General features: G+C 32.9%; 18 protein-coding genes and 1 tRNA gene. 2 read left to right on the forward strand and 17 right to left on the reverse strand.

Annotated elements, in window-relative coordinates; translation table 11 throughout:
- Positions 1 to 204: 204 nt before the first annotated feature.
- Complete coding sequence (locus X928_RS10075; protein ID WP_155811043.1) at positions 205 to 348, reverse strand: hypothetical protein; 144 nt, start codon at positions 346 to 348, stop codon at positions 205 to 207.
- 377 nt (positions 349 to 725) lie between these two features.
- On the opposite strand from X928_RS10075, the gene X928_RS07160 reads away from it, so the two are divergent.
- A complete protein-coding gene (locus tag X928_RS07160; protein WP_103079121.1) occupies positions 726 to 2420 on the forward strand; it encodes a hypothetical protein in 1695 nt (564 codons plus the stop codon).
- Between the two features lie 162 nt (positions 2421 to 2582).
- Here X928_RS07160 and X928_RS07165 read toward each other — a convergent pair whose 3' ends face one another.
- The 12 genes from X928_RS07165 to X928_RS07220 all read right to left on the reverse strand — a co-directional run bounded on the left by X928_RS07165 (position 2583) and on the right by X928_RS07220 (position 16921).
- A complete protein-coding gene (locus tag X928_RS07165) occupies positions 2583 to 3902 on the reverse strand; it encodes an MFS transporter (protein WP_103079122.1) in 1320 nt (439 codons plus the stop codon).
- A 48-nt stretch (positions 3903 to 3950) separates the two neighbouring features.
- Positions 3951 to 5180, reverse strand: a complete 1230-nt coding sequence (locus X928_RS07170; RefSeq protein WP_103079123.1) for an MFS transporter — start codon at positions 5178 to 5180, stop codon at positions 3951 to 3953.
- A 102-nt stretch (positions 5181 to 5282) separates the two neighbouring features.
- Positions 5283 to 5930, reverse strand: a complete 648-nt coding sequence (locus tag X928_RS07175) for a hypothetical protein (protein ID WP_103079124.1) — start codon at positions 5928 to 5930, stop codon at positions 5283 to 5285.
- Positions 5927 to 6841: an ABC transporter ATP-binding protein gene (locus X928_RS07180; protein WP_103079125.1), complete on the reverse strand. Its 915-nt coding sequence runs from the start codon at positions 6839 to 6841 to the stop codon at positions 5927 to 5929. The genes X928_RS07175 and X928_RS07180 overlap by 4 nt, the downstream gene beginning before the upstream one ends.
- A gap of 75 nt (positions 6842 to 6916) precedes the next feature.
- Positions 6917 to 8635 carry an ABC transporter ATP-binding protein gene (locus tag X928_RS07185; RefSeq protein ID WP_103079126.1) on the reverse strand — a complete coding sequence of 573 codons (1719 nt, stop codon included), beginning with the start codon at positions 8633 to 8635 and terminating at the stop codon, positions 6917 to 6919.
- A gap of 163 nt (positions 8636 to 8798) precedes the next feature.
- On the reverse strand, positions 8799 to 9383 hold the full coding sequence (locus tag X928_RS07190) for a hypothetical protein (RefSeq protein ID WP_103079127.1): 585 nt from the start codon (positions 9381 to 9383) through the stop codon (positions 8799 to 8801).
- A 12-nt stretch (positions 9384 to 9395) separates the two neighbouring features.
- On the reverse strand, positions 9396 to 11375 hold the full coding sequence (locus tag X928_RS07195; RefSeq protein ID WP_103079128.1) for a methyl-accepting chemotaxis protein: 1980 nt from the start codon (positions 11373 to 11375) through the stop codon (positions 9396 to 9398).
- A 129-nt stretch (positions 11376 to 11504) separates the two neighbouring features.
- Positions 11505 to 12836, reverse strand: a complete 1332-nt coding sequence (locus X928_RS07200; RefSeq protein WP_169926335.1) for a glycosyltransferase family 4 protein — start codon at positions 12834 to 12836, stop codon at positions 11505 to 11507.
- A 26-nt stretch (positions 12837 to 12862) separates the two neighbouring features.
- Positions 12863 to 14092, reverse strand: a complete 1230-nt coding sequence (locus X928_RS07205) for a BaiN/RdsA family NAD(P)/FAD-dependent oxidoreductase (protein ID WP_103079130.1) — start codon at positions 14090 to 14092, stop codon at positions 12863 to 12865.
- 36 nt (positions 14093 to 14128) lie between these two features.
- Positions 14129 to 14977 (reverse strand): methyl-accepting chemotaxis protein, encoded by an 849-nt coding sequence (locus X928_RS07210; protein ID WP_103079131.1) that lies wholly within the window; start codon positions 14975 to 14977, stop codon positions 14129 to 14131.
- The gene (locus X928_RS07215; RefSeq protein WP_103079132.1) at positions 14974 to 15747 is read right to left on the reverse strand and encodes an oxygen-binding di-iron domain-containing protein; all 774 of its coding nucleotides are present in this window, start codon (positions 15745 to 15747) and stop codon (positions 14974 to 14976) included. Before X928_RS07215 ends, X928_RS07210 begins: the two co-directional genes overlap by 4 nt.
- A gap of 79 nt (positions 15748 to 15826) precedes the next feature.
- On the reverse strand, positions 15827 to 16921 hold the full coding sequence (locus tag X928_RS07220) for a BMP family lipoprotein (RefSeq protein WP_103079133.1): 1095 nt from the start codon (positions 16919 to 16921) through the stop codon (positions 15827 to 15829).
- A gap of 145 nt (positions 16922 to 17066) precedes the next feature.
- Here X928_RS07220 and X928_RS07225 point away from each other — a divergent pair.
- Positions 17067 to 17138: transfer RNA gene (locus tag X928_RS07225), tRNA-Arg, on the forward strand.
- A gap of 5 nt (positions 17139 to 17143) precedes the next feature.
- On the opposite strand, the gene X928_RS07230 is transcribed toward X928_RS07225, so the two are convergent.
- Genes X928_RS07230 through X928_RS07245 form a run of 4 tightly spaced genes read right to left on the reverse strand, consistent with a single transcriptional unit; the run spans position 17144 to position 18656 of the window.
- Entirely contained in the window at positions 17144 to 17482 is a 339-nt protein-coding gene (locus X928_RS07230) for a YraN family protein (RefSeq protein ID WP_169926336.1), read from the reverse strand.
- A 1-nt stretch (position 17483) separates the two neighbouring features.
- Positions 17484 to 17786 carry an Asp-tRNA(Asn)/Glu-tRNA(Gln) amidotransferase subunit GatC gene (gene gatC / locus X928_RS07235; RefSeq protein ID WP_103079135.1) on the reverse strand — a complete coding sequence of 101 codons (303 nt, stop codon included), beginning with the start codon at positions 17784 to 17786 and terminating at the stop codon, positions 17484 to 17486.
- Between the two features lie 17 nt (positions 17787 to 17803).
- Positions 17804 to 18193, reverse strand: a complete 390-nt coding sequence (locus tag X928_RS07240) for a hypothetical protein (RefSeq protein ID WP_103079136.1) — start codon at positions 18191 to 18193, stop codon at positions 17804 to 17806.
- Between the two features lie 10 nt (positions 18194 to 18203).
- Positions 18204 to 18656 (reverse strand): hypothetical protein, encoded by a 453-nt coding sequence (locus tag X928_RS07245; protein WP_103079137.1) that lies wholly within the window; start codon positions 18654 to 18656, stop codon positions 18204 to 18206.
- Positions 18657 to 18809: the final 153 nt, after the last annotated feature.

The following is an 18809-nucleotide window of genomic DNA, read 5'->3' on the forward strand; positions in this document are numbered from 1 at the left end:
AATTACTTCGATTTTCAAAGAGCATTTTGGATAATTATCCAATATTTTAGTTCTTTTTCTTCTTGCCTTAACTTACTTTACCTTTAGTTAATCGTTGCTTTGACCTATTTCTGAAGTGGGTATATTTTATAGTTCTATTTTATTCTTTCTCCCCTACTTTTTGTTCTTCTTTTCCAATACTCTTTAAAAGTTTAAAATGCACATTTACCAACTTTCTTCAATATAGCTTACAATTTCTCCAGGATTTAATGATTCGAAACTTGCGATTCCTTCATCATCCCCACCAAAAACAAAAACTCCCCCTGATAGCAATACCACTGTCAATAAAATAACAACGAACTTTTTCATTTTTTATCACCCCTCGTATAATAGTAAATTGAGAAACACTTTTCTCTTACAAACTCAAAAGACCATTCACTATTTTTATCATACATTTATCCATATGATAAACAAGCAATTTTTTTATCAGGTTCAAATATAGATTGAAACGTTTTTTCAGAGATTACCTCAAAAAACCTTATGTAAACTTTAATTAAGATGTTTTTTATCATGTTTTATACTCTGTTTTCGCTTTCTCTTTTTTGATGATAGTTATGATATAATTGATTAAAAAGGTAAAAGTGAATAAATATCGGCTCGTTAACATTGGAATCAAAGTAAATATTTTGTTATTTTTAAATGACAATAGTGAAACAAAAGCAGATATTCATAAGGAGATAATTCAAATGCTTTTAAAATTAGTTACCAGGTTGTCAACTTACGGACAGTTTGGAAGGCCATTGATGAATTATCTTGAATCAACTTCTTTAAATGATGAAACAAAAGAATACATAGAAATATTGAAATTATATTGGGATATCAATTATGATGAAGTCATTGAAAGAATAGAAAAAGACATTTCAAAACTACGAAAAGGTAGCTTGTATTATGCACTTTTATCTATTAAACTATCAGCTTTGCACAGATTAAAAAGAGATAAGGAAGTTAAAGATATTTATGTTGAATTAAAAGACAACTTCGGTGATATTCCACAATATGTTAGAGGACTCGTTGTAGAATCTTTAAGAAACATACGAGAAATGTATTATGAATCCAATGAAAGTATGGAAAAGGTTAGATATTGGAGTGAAGAATACGAAAACAATCCTTTTGATAAAGGGTTTATCCTCATGGCTGATGCAAGAGAGAAAAAGAATGAAGGAAAATATGAAGAAGCGACTCAGTTAAACATTGAAGCATTTAAGATATTGAAAGATGTTCCTCATCCATCTGGGATAGTACAAGCTTTAAACAATATAAGTTGGTGGTTAAAAGATGTAGATAAAAGTATCGCTTTAAACTTTAGCATTCCATTAGGATTTTACCTTGGTTATTACTTTGACGATGATAATTACAAAGTTTTCAATTCACTTGATACTATCTTTCAAGTACAAAAAGAAAACAACGATCCAATGATGTATGAAACAGCGTTTATCTTCTCAAAGTGTTTATCAAAGGTTAATAAAGAAAGATGCAATGCTTTAAAAAAGCAGTGTGGAGAAAGTATCAATCAGTTAAAATACTGTGTTTTTAACTTAGATAACCGTTATTACAAAAACACAAAGACGTTAAGAAATTTCATAAAGCAAGAAATAGAAAGAGTTTTTATTAAAGAACCAAATATCTCAAAAAGAACGTTGAATGATTTCTTATCTGGAAAAACAAAGCAAATAAAGCCAAATACATTGAGAAAGATAATAAACAACCTTGAGTTTGAAATAAACACCTCTCTTGCTATTCCAATAGTAAAAGAACTAAAAAAGAAAGATATAGACAAAAAGTTTGAAGAAAACTTTTACAAATTTATGCAGTTAAAGGTAGAAAACCAACTTTCTGAATTTTTTACTTCGTATCTTGTTCATTATTACAAACAAGAGGTTAAATTAGAAAAGGTGATTAAGGATATAGAAAGTGAAAGCTTAATCAAAGAAAGATGTGATTACTACACAAGAGAGTTAATAAACTCAATATTTGAAGAAACTCCAAAGATAGATGTTGATTCATTACTAATAAAAAACCAAAGACAAAAAACATTCACAAACAAAGATATAACTTTCAAAGAACATCCTTACTATTCAGCAAGGAAAATCCTTGTAAAAAGATTCATGAAAGATTTAAATAAAAAGAATTTAAAAGAGTTCATTGAAAATTACATTGGACTTGATACAAAACAAAAAAAGACAGTAGAAAAGTTCATAATGAATTACGGTAGGTACTATGATTTGAAGGATATCCCCAAAGAATTCACACCGAAAGTACCAAAAGAGATTGATCCATTCGTGAAAAAGTATACGTTGAAAAGGAAACCTTCTGCTATTTCTTTTTATGTTTTTGAAGGGGAAGAGAGAGAAGAGTTTGTGGAAATTTGCAATAATTTTTAATTGAAAAGACTCACATTAGATGTCCGTAAAAAAGATTGGTTATCTCATAGACATAAATACCTTCAAACCAATTCCTTATTTGAATGACAATTAATTAAGATATAACTTTCACTCCAGATTCATTAACCCCTATTTTCGGTAAAAAATTGGGCTCACTTTTTGTTAATCTAAAACTGCATCTGGATTATTTTCTTCTAGGTTCATTACTACTTTATTAAATAGCATTAAAACACAAACGACAATTAAAATCAAACCAGATAGAATGAACATAAGTCCTATCCCCCTGTTTTTCCCAACACCTATTAAAGAGCCAATCCAAGTATTCGATAATGTACCTCCATCGATAAGAAGTGGATTGAATACTTTTTCTGCCAAAACACCTGATAATACAATTGCAACTGGAGTTATAATTTTCAAAAGTCCATCTATCACAGCACCCACTCTCCCCAAAACTTTACCTTCAATTTTGACCTGCATTATCGTACCCAATGTCGCATTTGTGAATGGAACAGGCAACATAAATATGAAAAATCCCACACCAATTATATACCAAAGAGGCGATACACCCATCACACACAAACCTATACCTGATAGTATGAGGCTGATAAATATCGCCTTTACCCTATTTTTACTAGTTGGTATAGTACTTGCAACTAACCCTCCTAAAACTAATGCTACTCCTGATAAGGAGTTTACCATCCCATAAATTACTGAATTATAATTGCCCATTATTATTGGTCCAACAAGTACAAAACTTAAATTAGCTATAAAGTTTAACAGGGCAAATACTGCTATGAGTGAGAAAAAACCTTGTTTCCCTTTTAAATATGTAAGGGCATATTTAAAATCATTGATTATATTACCCATATTTACCCTTTTATCTTTGATAACAGGCTGTGGGATTTTTTGTGATACAACCGTTCCTATTGCTACGAAAAAGGTTATAAAATCGATTGTTAATAAACCTGATAAATCAATTAAAGGGTATAGAGCTCCTGCTACTACAGGTGCTATTATATTTTGAATGGATGGGATTAATTGCATCATTCCATTTGCCCTACCAAGGTTTTTCTTAGGAACAATTTCTGGAATAGAGGCAGTGAATGCAGGACCTTGAAACGTCCCAAATATTGCAGATATGAAGTTAATAGGAAAAATCATCCATAGTTTCATTTGCCCCGTTATAAGCAATATGATCATAAACATTTTTAAAAGTGCGTCAAATGCGTCCGTGAATATAATTATATTTTTTCTGTTTTTCCTATCAGCGAATGTTCCTGCGATCGGTGCAAAAATTATCCCTGGTAAAACTCGCATTAAAACAGTCATAGTGAAAGTCATAGCACTTCCGGTTGTTTCCAGAACCCAGACAGATAACCCAAAAGTTGTTAAACCAGAGCCTAAAATAGAGACGAATTGCCCTATCCAAATTATCATAAATTTTTTCATAGATTTTTCTTGGTTTGACTTATTTTGATTCATCCCTTTTAACCTCCAGATAATATTTTATGGAAACAAGTATTAATCTAACTATTTTGATTTCTCGACATTCTGAACGCCTTCTCTCGCAGCTCTTATTGCAGTACCGATTTTGATTAATAGAGTAATTGTAATAATGCTTCCTATAAAGGCTAACAACCAATTGTATCGAAAACCTATTTGATCTGCAATATAACCACTTACTAAAGGAATAGTGAAACCAAACAAGGATCCAGCAGCAGAAATAGCTGAAATATAAGATGCTCTCCTCTCACTTGGAATGAAATCATGAACCCATACTGAACTTGCACTCTTATCTATGCCCAATCCCAATTCGATTAAACTGGCTCCTAAGTAAAAAGCAACGATTGAAGTGTGAGAAGCAATTGTAATAGAACCAATTGCAATTAAACCTTGCCCCATTATTGATACTTTCACACCTTCAAAACGCTTTAGAAGTATGCCTGCTAAACTATTTCCGGCAGCTAAAACCACAAGAAAAATAGCCATTGTAAAACCTAAGTATGCGGTAGACAATTTAAGCTCTTTGACCATATATAATTGCCATATCATTACAAAGGTCTGGAATGCGATTCTTCCTGTCATAGAGCGAATCAAAATTAATCTCATCGTGGTACTTTTAAAAATATCAATTGTGTTTCGAACAAGGGCTTTCCTAAATGAAATTGCCCTATCTCCGTAATTTTCATTTAAAATGAAAATAAGAATGATGGATGTCCCAAGTCCCATTATACCAGCAACCAATAAGGGAAAATCCGGACGACCAATTGCAAGAAGAGAGGACAATAAAGCCACAATGGCACCGAATATTAGTGAAATTGCATTTGCATTAGGAAACACTTTCGCTTTTAAATGCGATCGACCCTCTTTAGTAATTTCATCTACAAACCAAGATTCTGGAGTACCACTAATCAACGATACCCCGACTGCCCACAATAAAATACTCAAGATAAAAGTAAATAGATTATTTGCTTGGAAAAATACCAGTAAACCGATGGACCATATGAAAAATCCTAACACTAACGATCTTTTCCTACCGTATCTATCAGCAATGTTTCCAGTTGGATAGTCAAATACACTTAACGCTATTGAAGAAATCGCTAATACCTGGCCAATTTGAAATGAAGTTAATCCCCTTATACCCATATGAGCAACATATACAGTGCCGAATAATTTATCAATACTTTCGTAAAGTATAATAATAAAATAATATTTCATTATTGTAGAGTCAAGTTTGATTGATTTACCAAAACGCCCCATAGATCTTATCCTCCGGTTTTTATAAGATTACTGCCTTTAAAAACTCTAAAACTTAATATATAGCGTCCCTTTTCCCTCCACTTCCCACACCATTTTCTTTTTTTATTCTATCATCAGTCTTTTGCCAAAGATATCTACGAAGTAGATGATTCCTAATATAGCCATTAATCCCAAAAATATCAAAATAAGATTTTGCCAGTTTTCTAAAATAATTAACTTTTTCCACAGATTTCCATTCATTCCCACAAAAATTAGGAATAAAAAAAGAAGGATTCTAACTATGAATGGGTTATCAAACACGAGAAGCCCTACTCCAACTAACCCACTAAGTACCGCTGACCAAATCGGAAAGGTTATCAATACCGTCAAAAGTAGTTCAAAAGTAGGAATTACTCCCATAGAAAAAATGTTTGTTATATATTGCACAATAATTCCCCATAACATGAACACCTGGGTAAACAATAATACTGCAAGCATTTTCCCCAAGAATATTTCTTTTATATTTAAAGGTGATGCCAAAAGGTATGAGATATTTTTATTTTCCTTCTCTTTTTGAAAGCTGATCCAACCAAATGAATAAGGCACGCAAAAAGTAACTATAAAAGAGGAGATAAGAATAGGGTTAAATTTATTTGAACTATCCATATTAAACGTTATTACAAAGACTGTAATAACCGTCAAAAGAGAAAAAAATTGAAATCGTTTCCTTATGAACATTCGTAACTCTTTTTTAATTAGGGCTTTCATCATTCTTCGTCCTCCTTTACGATATAAGTATATATATCCTCAAGCGTGACTTTCTCTTCTTCCACCCTTTCGACATCTATTCCTTTATTCACGAGATATCGAACTACTGATGATGGACTTATTTTATCTCCGGAGAGTATCAACTCTTTTTCTCCTATTACATTCACTTCAGAATTCTTTGAAATCTCATTTACTATATCCTTGGGAATTTTATTACTTGCCTTTATTGTTACACCCATTCTAACTCCCAAAGCCTCTTTCAATTCTTCCATATTTCCAGATACAACTATTTGCCCTTTCCTCAAAAGTATTATCCTTGAACATATTCTTTCTATATCGAAAAGATCATGAGAGGTTATTAAAAGCGTTTTTTCTTTATCATGTAAGCTTTTTAAAAATTCTACCATGTTTTTCCTGGCTACAGGATCAAGATTGGACGTGGGTTCATCCATTAAAACAATTGAAGGATCATGCAAAAATGCTCTTGATATAGCTAACTTTTGCTTCATACCTGCGGAAAGTTCCTTAACCAAACTTCCCTTATTTTCATAAAGTCCCCATTGATTTAGTAATGCCTCCCCTCGTATTTGGGAAACCTCATATAATTCACTCCAGAACTTTATATTTTCATCAACAGTTAAATCATCATAAAGACCAGGTCCGTCCAAAATGAAACCTATCTTTTTTCTTTCGCTCTTGGTCATCTTATCAGTATCTACCCCTAAAATTTTTGAAACCCCTTCAGTTGGTTTTAAAAGTCCTAATATTATATTTATCAGGGTAGTTTTTCCTGCACCGTTTGGCCCAATCAATCCTACAACTTCTCCCACCTTTATTGAAATATTTATATTTTTCAAAGCTTCTACCCCGTTTTTATAAACCTTTCGAATATCTTTTAATATAATTGTTTCCATAAATCTATTCCCCCCTTCCAAATATTATTTCTTTTTGAACAATTCTATAAATGCATTATAATGTTTTTTAAGTTTTTATCTGTCACTCTGAGCATCTTTGATATACTGCTTCTTGAATAATTCTCGGTAACCTTCATTCTTTTGGTATAATTCTATGTGTGAGCCCGAATCCACTATAGTACCTTTTACCATAAAATATATCTTATCTGCTTTTGTTATTGTTGAAAGACGATGAGAAACCAATATTATCGTCATATCTTTTTCCTTTTCCTTTAGACTTTCAAATATTAATTCTTCGGTGTGTGAATCCATTGCTGAAGTAGCTTCATCCAACAACAGCACCTTAGGCGGATGTAATAATGTTCGAGCTAAATTGACTCTTTGCTTTTGTCCACTGGATAAAAGTAAACAGTTTTTATTTAGAGACTCTGAAAATTCTGTTAGTTGTGTGATTTCTAGAATCTCATTTATTGTACTTTTTTCAACTTTTTCACCTAATAATATATTCTCTTCTATGCTTGCATTGAATATAAAAGGAGAACTTTCTACATATTTTATATTTCTTCGTAAATCTGAAAGATCATATTGTGAAAGTTTTAATTTGTTCAGTAATATTTCTCCTCTTTGCGGTTTATATAGCTCGGTTAATAATAAAAGTAAAGTGCTTTTCCCTGTTCCAGTTGATCCAACAATGGCTATCTTTTCACCTTCGCTGATTTGCAAATTTATATTTTTTAATATATAATTATTTCCTTCATATGAGAAGAAAACGTCGTGGAAATCAATTGTAAATTCTTTTGGAAAGGGCATCCCTTTACGTACTTTTTCCTCTTCTTGGTTTAGTAAAGTTTTAATTCTATCTATTGATGGGAAAGCGGCAGGTGTGGTAGTAAAGAGAAAAGCTAAGTTCCATACTGGGACATATAGCCTTCCAACGAATGTGAAAAAGGCGATCAGCGTTGGAATATCTACTAAACCCCTCATTGATAAAATTGCACCTATACACAAAATAATAATAGGTAAACCTTCTTCAATATACATAGTTATACTATTATATAGTTTTTCATAAAAACTTTTGTTTTTCATAGAGTTATTCCAATTGCGGATCTTGTTTTGAAAAAGATGGTAAAAATAGGTAGTTTTTTCCAATAACCTTATGATAATTGCTGAATTTATCCCTTCTTCTATTGATTTCACAACATTATCGTTTGCCTCTCGTTCTAACAAAGACATACTTTCCATCTTTGGTTTGAACTGCTTTTGACATAATAAGTATACGGGTAGGGAACAAACAAATATTATGGCCAAATAAGTATTTAATTTAAAGGCAACATAACATCCTACCGAAAATTCAGCTATTGCCTGAAAAACAGATGTAAAAAAAAGCGCTTCTTCTCCAACTATGTCTATATCAGAGGTGAATCGTGCCATCAATTCACCTGATGGCTTCCTTTTATGGTACGAGGCAGGTAATTTTAGAACCTTTAGATATAATTTCTCACGCAAGCTCCCTTTCACTAACAGTTTCAAAATGTCTCCTTGATAATCACTTAAAAACCAAATAAAACGTGTGAAGGAATAAATAACAAGAATCAGTAAAGCTGTAATTAAGGCACTTTTCATCCCTTGCCCATCGTTTATTGTTGTAATTTCTTGCATCAAGTTTTCAATTAAAAATGGAGTCACGGCTACTAGTGGTATAAAAGATAAAATTAGTATGAAATTTATAATTAATTCTTTTTTAAAACGAGAGATCTCTTTCCAAAGAAAATACAAGGCGTTTTTATATTTCATTAAAGTCCCTCCATTTGATGAGGAAAGTTTATAAAAATTTGCAACAATTTTTAATTGAAAAACGCCCATTTAGGGCGCCTTTTTGAAAATTTTTTTACTAATACTTTTAGTTCTTCTAATGAGTTTAGGGTCCTTCACTATACTCTGTAACCCGCCAATTTTGTTATTTTATGTATCCTTCTTTTTTTAAGAAATACTGCGATAAATTTAGTATTCTTTTATCCTTCATTAGGTCTTTGAAGAATTGTTCGTATTTTGGTTCGCTTTTGTACCATTTGTGTATCAAGTCTAAAAAACCGATATCTTCATCCTCTTGCTTTATGTACAACCTTGCATAACCGTATCTGTTCCATATATTTATCTGGACCATGTAATCATAAGATAATGATTCTATGATCCCTTTCAGGGTTTCTTTGTCTTTTTGTATGGCTTCTTTTTCTTTTTCTAAAATCGACAGAAGGAATAACAAGAATCCTTCTCCCAGTTCATCAATTATTATTTCATTTTTTTTAGATGTTTCTTCATCAAAATCATAGAAATCTTCGTCTTTTTGAAGTGCGTAACCAGGTATTATTTCAAAGGTTTTTAAGATTTTTAGTACTTGCACTATTTCCTTTTTGTCTTTCACTTCTTTTCTGAATCTAAGGATGCTTTCTCTTTCGTAAGTTTCAAATTTGAGTTTGTCTAAAACTTCAAGTTGGTTGTCGGTGAGTGCTTCTAAATAGTAACCTAAGTACAGTCTAATCAAGATTCGATTCTCCTACAGTCTGAATATTTTCAACTGTTCCGAGAGCTCTTCTGATAAAGTAGAGAGTTCTTGAGAGTTCTTTTCAATCTTCTTTGCGTCTTCTTTTTGAGTGTTAATTGAATTGGTTACCTCACTCAAACTTTCGCTAATAGAGGTTATCGCTTGTGCCACTCTATCCATGGCTGAACTCATTTCTTCGGTGCTTGCGCTTTGTTCTTGAGAAGTTGCTGTTAAGTTGTCTATTCCACTGTTTAAATTTTTTACCATATTTAAAATTTGTTGGAATTTGCTGTTTATACCGTTCATTTGTTCATTGAGGTTTTGTATTATTCCTACGGTTTCGTTTGTGCTGTCATTTACAACATTGGTACTATTTTTAATACCTTCGAGCATTTTTTCAATTTGTGAAGTTGCATTTTTGGAATCTTCCGCCAAACCTCTTATTTCATCAGCTACAACCGCGAATCCTTTCCCTGCTTCTCCTGCTCTTGCTGCTTCTATAGCGGCGTTCAAGGCTAGAAGGTTTGTCTGCTCTGTTATAGAATTTATCGTATTAACGATCTTGCCGATGTTTTCAGATCTTTCTATTAGGGCTTTTACCACATTCTGCGTTTTTTTGGATTTATCTACAGCCTCTTTTATCGTTTTATCTATCGATTTTATAGACTCAAGTCCTTCGTTAGCAGCGTTTTCTGTTTCTGAAGCAGCAGTGTTGAGCTCTTGAGCTGATTTAGAAACATTTTGAGCGGCTGCAGATATTTCCTGAATGCCTGAGGTAACCTCTTCAACGGAGGCGGAAGTATCTTCAGCGTTTTCACTGATTTCAGCGGCTTTTTTCGAAAGGGTTTCTGCAGATTGGGAACTGTTTTTAGAAATGTTGAGTAATTCCATAGCAGAACTATCGATCTTTAAAGAGTCTTCTCTTATTGAGTTTATAGAGTTTTTCCAGGCATCTATAGCTTGATTTAAAGAATCTGCCATTTGTCCAATTTCGTCTTTAGAGTTTATTTCTACGGAAGTTGATAAATTACCTTCTCCTACCTCTGAAAGATACGTCTTCAGTTTATTCATCGGTTTTATAATGTAGAAAATAACAAATAAAATACCTACTATTACGGCAACTACGGCTATTATTATGAAGAGTATAAGAGTGAACATCGTGGTAGATCTTACTTCACTGAATAAATTTTTAGTATCCGCTTGAGTAATAACCGTCCAATTCGGATCGCTAATTTTATTATAAGTTGTAAAAACTGATCCGTTTTGAACATACATGGAACCACTTCTTTGAGTTAAATTTTTAAAGTATTCTTCTTGTGAAATGTCTTGACCAATTGTATCACTTTCAGGATGAAAGATAACCTGACCTTTTTGGTTTATTACATAAATAGTTTCTCCAGTTCCTAACTCATTACCAATAATTTCATAAATCCTGGACATAGATAGTACTATTGACACAACTCCGACTATTTCATTTTTATCGTTTTTTATAGCCTTTGAAAGGGTAACTATGGTATCACCTGTTACTGCATGCACAAAAGGATCTGATACTACTACTTCTTGTGGCTTTTGAAGGGCATCTTTGTACCATGGCCTTACTCTTGGATCATAATCACTTGCTTTTTGGTTTTCCATTTCTACTGGTCTTACAAAAGCATCACCATTTTTTGAACCTACCCAAATTTCTGTGAATTCAGGATATTCATCAATTAAATTTTGGAGCTTTTGATACATTCTATCTCTTTCTTCTTGCGATTGTTCGAGCAAATTGATGACATCGGGATCACTAGCGATTGAAGAAGTTACTTTTTTGAGATCATTCATGTACTGATCAATAAAATTGGCTGTTTGGGAATTGTTAACTTCGATTAATTGAGAAGTGTCTTCTTTTAATATGTTACTATAATTTAATGAAGAATATGTGATAAAAAACGCCATAGGTACAACCGAAACCAAGATGATTAAGACTGCCATTTTCCACTTGAGAGTCATATTATTTCCCCCTGCATTTATTTTTTTATGTTGCCTTTAGAATTTTATAGCGCCCTTTCACCCCGCGCCCCACCCTGAAGGATAATGGAGTGTTTGCGCTTTCACCTCGCAACTCGACTATAAGGATAATTAGACGCCCAAATGAGCTTTTTCTACCAACAAGTTTTTCAACTTTTTCCCCAAAGTTTCATAGGAAAAGTATTTTTTCCCAAGTTCAAAATTCTTTTGAACAATCTTTGAAGCCCTTTGGGTATCAAATAGAATTTTAAAAATTTCTTCTTTTGCCTTAATAATTTCGTTTTGGTTGACTCTGTACCTACCTCTTTCATATTCAGCTTTACTTCCTAGACTGACAACCTCAAAGCCTAAGGGGGCTATGTCTTTTTTGTAAACCGGATATTCAAACATCAACACAGGCTTTTTTGAGAATATCGCCTCTAAAAATTGATTACCAAAACCCTCTAAAATGCTTGGATAGGTTATAAAATCGGCTATTGCGTAAAAATCCCATAGAGAAAAAATCTCTTCCTCTTCGTGCCTGATGTCATCGGAAATGGAAAAAGCTAATTTTAGTTCTACATCTTTTTGTGAGGCGTATTCTTTCAACACTTCTACATAATCAGATTCTTCCGATAAACCAGGTAAAACCAAAAATACGTTCGTGTCTTGCGTTATTTTTTTACCGTTGAATGTTGTTTTTTCAATATACTTTTTTAAATCCTTTTTTACTTCTGCTACCGTGTCGATCGCCAATTCAATAGCTTTTCTTCTGACTATTCTAGTTGCTTGTAAAAATATCAGATCGTTCTGAGATATGTTCAACTTGTCGTATATTTTTATGTTGTAATCGTCTATTTCCCACTGCTTTTGATTAAAATCGAATACGTTAGGTATGACGACACTATCCAACCCTTTTTTATTTTTTAACTCTTCTTGTGCGAGCGAATTTATAACCACGTTGGGTATATCTCTTGGAGGAAAATATTCTTCCAAGATCTCTTTGATGTAATCGTTGGTCGGATTTTTGTAAAAATCTCTTTCCCAATAAAAATCATGGTGGTGACCTATCATTTTAATTCCGTTATCTTTACAGAACCTGTAAATAGCCACGGCTGCTGCAGGATTGTGGGCTAATGAAAAGATGTTATTCACAATCATTACATCCAAATCCATCATTTCGTATAGTTGATTGTAAATATCTTCTACGTATTTATTTATCTCCTTTTTAAAATAAGCCTCGTCCCAGCTGTTTAAATTTACAAAAGCTTTTTGTTTCAGTACGTTACTTCTTTTGTCCGTATATGCAATGTATGGGATTTTGAATCCAGGTGACGTCCCCATATCTCCGGCGATTAAATACGTTTTTAAATGCATGTTTCTAAGAACTTGCTTCCATTTAACCATTTCTAAGGAAACACCGTCTGTTTCTCCTACCCTGTAGTGTACTAAACCAATCTCCATTGGATTCACACCCTCCATACTTCTTTTTATTCAGAAGAAGCGGAATTTCCTGCTAAGTATCCAGTAGACCAGGACCATTGCAAATTGTATCCGCCACTTTCTCCAGCTACATCCATAATCTCACCTGCAAAAAATAAATCAGGTATAATTGTAGACTCTAAAGTATAAGGGTCTATTTCAGTTGTATTAATTCCACCTAAAGAAACCTGAGAATCTTTCCAACTTGTTGTACCTACAACTTCGAAATTCCAGTCTTTTAAGTTATCGGCCAGCATTTCTATATCTTTATCATCCAAACTGTTAACAGGTGCTTCCAAATTTTCAAATCCTATCTTTGGTAAAAAATATGGAATCAATCGTTCCTCGATAATACTTACCAGTAGCAGTTTTATAGGTCTTTCGGGCTTTGATCTAATCTTCTTGACTAAAAAATCCACTAAACTTCGGTGTGAATATTGAGGAAAGGGTACAATTTTTAGAAAAAGAGGAGTGTTTTGTTCTAGATACTCATGAACATAATTACTGAGTTCTAATATTGGTATACCAGAAAGGACGTCATCTTCTTTGAAAAGTATTTCACCAGTATAAATTTTAGAAACAATTTCACCGTTTTGATCTATTAGGAATATATTTCCTTCTAACTTGGAACCTGCCACATCTTTATCGATATGCGGTCTCACTTTCAAAGGGACTAACCCTGGACGTAATTCAACAATAGAATGTCCCAAATCTTGGAGAGTAGGAAATATAATACCGTTGGATCCGTATTGAGGAGAGGAGTTTCCACCTGTTGCCACTATTACTTTATCCGATTGAAATACCCTGTGTTGGCCTTTTATGAGAAATTTTTCTCTATCTTTAATTATTTGGTTGACTTGGAAGTTAAGTACAACTTCAACATTGTGCTTTTCTAATTCATAGATAAAATTAGTAACGATATCTTTTGATTTTTCTGTGTAAGGAAAAAGTTTTGTACCCTTTTCTTTTACCATTATTCCTAATCCTTCAAAAACACTAAGCGTTTGTACAACACCAAAAATATCAAGTACTTTTTTCACAAAAGGCAAATTGTTGCTGTAGTAATGAGTTTCTTTCGTATCCAAATTCGAGAAGTTCCCTCTTCCGTTGCTGCTTGCCAAGAGTTTTTTAGCTAATTTGCCTTTTCTTTCAATTATTCTTACTTTTGCACCGTTCCATGCTGCAACTGTTGCAGCCATTAATCCAGCAGCTCCTCCACCGATCACGGTAATCAACATAACACATTTCCCTCTTTTAGACAATTAACTTGGTTGTTAAATTTCAATTTCTTTCAATTTATTTTGCATTTGCAATACTGTTTCTAAGACTTTTCCCAAGGTATGTATATTGTCCACAAGTTCTTCTATATTTTCTCTTGATGCCAGCAAGTTGTTGGTGTTTTCTTTAAGTTCTTCTTTTCCTGAAACCAAATTTTGCGTTAATTCATCCATAAACGATAAATTCCCATTTAACGTTACAAGAGCGGATTCAATTGAATCGGTTATGGTTGCAAATATTGCTTCTAATTTGTTGATTATTTCTTTGACTTCTAGTACCTGATTTGAGAGGTTGACGATTCTTTCAGATATTTTACTTGATGCGATGTTAGTTTCTGATGATAGTTTTTTAATTTCTTCGGCTACTACAGCGAATCCTCTACCGGCTTCTTTTGCTCTTGCGGCTTCTATTGAGGCGTTTATCGAGAGTATGTTAGTTTGTTTGGCAACGTTTTTTATAACGTTAGTTAATTCTTCTATTTCTTGAAAATTATCCATCAAATGCGATACACTTTCTAGTGATTTTTCTACATCTTTTCCTACTTCATCAAAATCCTTACCAAATTTTTTCAATTTGGAGATGATTTCTTCATTATTAACAGAAATCCTTTTTTTCTCTTCTTCTCCAGTTTCAACTGTTTTTTCAATTACATTTGAAGTGTTTTCTATACTTTCTATAAGTTTAACAAGGGTTTCTCCAACCATATTAGTTGAATCGTTAACTTCCTTAAACCTCTCTCCCAATACTTCCTGGAGTTTTTCAATGAAAGAAACAAGAAGATTTTCATGGTACACACTTTTTGCTAAGCCTTTTATGGTATCAGTATAATTCTCCTTTCCACTCATTTTGCCCCGACCTTATAGATGTTATCTATTAGATCTGTCCCACACTCTAAAGATTCAAACCAGTTTAGGAATTCTTTATACTCAGGCTTTTTATATATAGCCCCATGCTGTGGCACCATCTGTTCAACATCCAATTTTTTAACTATGTCAACCCACTTTTTGCAAACTTTGTTGGATGCCATATACCTTTTGTGAAATCCTTCTATGTATCTAATGTGATTTGAGAAGTCTTCTACAAAGACCGTATCTTTCCCTTCGGGGAAAACAGATACTCCTATATCCCCTGAAAAGAGTATTTTAGAGCTTGGATCGTAAAGGTTGAAATTTCCCGTTGAATGTAGAAAATGTGCAGGAATTATTTGTAATTCAACACCATCTTTAAATTTTATCTTTCCTCCAGAATCTTCTATCAAAACCATTCTTGATTTTTCAAAAACTCCAAAATGGGGTAAAAACCGCTCCCATAATTTTGATATGTAAAACTTAGTTTCTAAAACGCTGTCCCACAAAGTTATTCCTGATGATACATCGGGATCTTGGTGGGAATAGAACACATGTTTTATTTTACCCAGGTCAATGAATTCAACAACGCTTGCAAGAACTCTTGGGAATACATGTACTCCTCCTGGATCGAGTAACACACCTTCATCGTTATGAACAATTAGATACTGATTTGTTGGAATGCCTTCCAGACTTTTTCTTTCTGATCCCAAAAAAATGAATTTGTGTTTCCCATTATCAAACAGGGTTATGATATTTTCGTTATCCATATTATCCTCCTTTATTGAGCCATTTTACTGTCTTCTATGATATTTGATGATACGCTCCCCACCCATCTGTATGAATCATTTAAAATGGAATATTTATACTATTTACATCAAAAGAGCCTAATTCTGCCTCATTTTGGGGAATATCAACTTCTCCATCCTTCATCAATTTTTGCAAAAAGACTAATTCTGCAATGACTTCATTTGGGACCATTCCTTTCGTATATTTCATGGGAGAGATACCCATACCTTCATCTTCTATCCCTAGAACGTGATGACCGGAATTAAAATTTCTATCGTATAATGCGGATCTGATTCCTTCAAATGCCGCAACATCAACCTTTTTTCTAGAACTTGTTAAAACATAACCTGGTGCAATATAATCTTGGTCCATATCGTATCCAATTACAAAATACCCTCGTCCTTTTTCAAAGTATTCTTCTATAATTTGATTTAAAGGAGCATTATCAGGAAGACCATAAAATGACGAGCCTACTTCTTTGGCAGCATCTATAACAGCTGCGGTAGTTACCCCTGTGAAAATAATATCCGCTCCATGATCGTAATGAGAAAGAGCAATTTGTTTGGTTTTGGAGGAATCGGTAAAGCTACCAACGTAACCAGTAATAACCGTTACATTTTCACCTTTGATTTGATTAAAAGCTTCAACTCCTGAACGATACCCAATTTCATACCTTTTAACGGGTGGAATTTCTAACCCGCCAATAAAACCCACTTTATTGGTTTTTGTCATGGAAGCCGCCAAATATCCGAGTAAAAATCCACCTTCTTCTTCTTTAAAAGTATAAAGAGCTAAATTAGAAGGAATTACTTGATTAGGAGATGGTTCTATGTCTATCCCTATGAAAAATGTATCAGGATACTGCATTGCAATATTGAATAAAACATCTGCCATCATGAATCCTACCCCTATTACCACATCTCCATTCTGTGCAGCATTGGTGAGATTTGGAACGTAATCGGTTTGTTCTTTCGATATGAGGATTTCTGCTTCAATATCAGGGAGTTGTTCGACAGCCATTTGAACACCAGCCCATGTACCATCGTTGAAAGATTTATCTCCTAGTCCTCCTGCATCCGTGACCATGATAACCTTTAGCCCAAACATGTTCACAAACATGATAAGTGCCATCATCAGAACCAAAACTTTTCTCATGCTTATAACCCCCAATATAGTATTTTACTGTTTCTACAAACTTTAAAACTTGCTATTGTTTTTTTCAAGTAGTAGAAACCCTTAATATTCGTCATTGATTGACAGCTGTCGAATTTTCTGCTATAATAGTTTTTGTCTTTAGTAAGCCCCTGTAGTTCAACGGATAGAACGGTGGATTCCTAATCCACAAATGAAGGTTCGACTCCTTCCAGGGGCACTTTTTTATAGCCTTTGAGCTGGGTAATAATTTATTACTCCATCGTTGGTGACAGAAATTACATCAATTTGAATTTCATCAAATTCTAGGTTTTTATGAGTAGCTATGAAGTAATTCCCCGTTTTCATTATTTTTTTTAGTTTTTTAGAATTTACCCTGAAAGCTGGATCACCGAAAGTTTCTTTCCCACCTTTTACTTCTATAAGATGTAGTACTTTGTTTTTTAAGGCTATAATGTCTATTTCACCGTGTCTGTAAGAAAAATTCCTCGCAATTATTTGATAATCTCTATTCAAAAAGTAAGCAACAGCTTTGTCTTCGTACACTTTTCCTTTTGTATTCAAATTATTCTTCCTCGTTAATATGTATACCAGGTACAGTGAGAAAACCGTCTTTACTTTCTGGAAAGTTGTTTATTATTTCTTTTCTGTTTTCAAAGCCGTCTACTTCGTCTTTTCTTAAAACGGAAGTCGAGAATTCAACTGGGGAGATCATTTCTTCAACCCCGTCAACGTCTATTTCGTCCAATATTTTTAAATACTCTAATAAATCGTTTAGATCTTTTTTTATTTTTTCCTCTTCACTTGGATTTAGTTCTATGTTGGATAGTTTTTTTAACTTTTTTATTAATTCGGTATTTATTTCCATAATTTGTTGCTCCTTTCTTAATTCAAACCTAAAATGAGCTTTAATTTCCCATTTTTTATCTCAAATTTCTCTATACTTATATTTTTGCTAATAGGATTTTCGGGGATATTGATAATTATTGTCTTGTCGTTTAATTCAACAAATTTTGGAAGTTCTTCTTTTTTGATCATTTTTGCAGGGATATTATGAAAAAATTCGTATCTTCCTGTTAACGCTTTAGGATATGTCTTTAATTTTAAATAGTATTTGAACATCAACACCTTGAATCTAATTTCGTTATCACTGAACTCTATATTGGATACGTGATCAAATATGCTTTTCAGGAAGTGAAATTTACTATTTTCTAAAGCTTTTATTAGGAATTCTTTGGCTGCCTTTTCGTCTATTTCCAACAATATTTCTTTCATTATTCACCACCTATTTTTTGAAGTCGAGAACTAATTCAAATTTTCCATCTTGAAGAACAAATCGAGAAATTTTTAAAGATTTTAACATAGTATCAATAAATGGATTTATTTTTATTTTATTAAAATCTATTAGAATTTCGTAATCTTTTGAAGAAACCGCTTCACTGAATTCTGAAAGTATATAGAATATGCCTTCTAAAATCTTTCTAACCCCTTCATCACCACTCAAGGACAAACGTAACTTACCGTTTTCTAAATCTTCAGGCTTTTCTAAAATTTTAATTAAGGATTCTACTGTTGAATCTTTCCCTAAAAAATTAACCTCCATTTGAAAATTTATTCCATCTTCCCTCAGTTGTACATTCAAATTTTTTAGGCCTTGCACTTGAGTATTTTCTTCTATAACTTTGTCTATTAACCCATTTATAAATTCTTCATCAACTTCGATTCTTAAACTTTCCAATTTAATTCCTCCTTCTAACTTTTGATTTTTTTCTTTCTATAGAAATCTTTAGTACTCTTCACTCCATTCAAAGGAGTTGAAATCTTTTCTAAAATTATACCATAAAAATCATTTTGCCAATCAAAATTGTGTGATACAATTAATTGGTTTAAG

It is taken from the genome of Petrotoga miotherma DSM 10691 (assembly GCF_002895605.1).
GTDB lineage: Bacteria > Thermotogota > Thermotogae > Petrotogales > Petrotogaceae > Petrotoga > Petrotoga miotherma.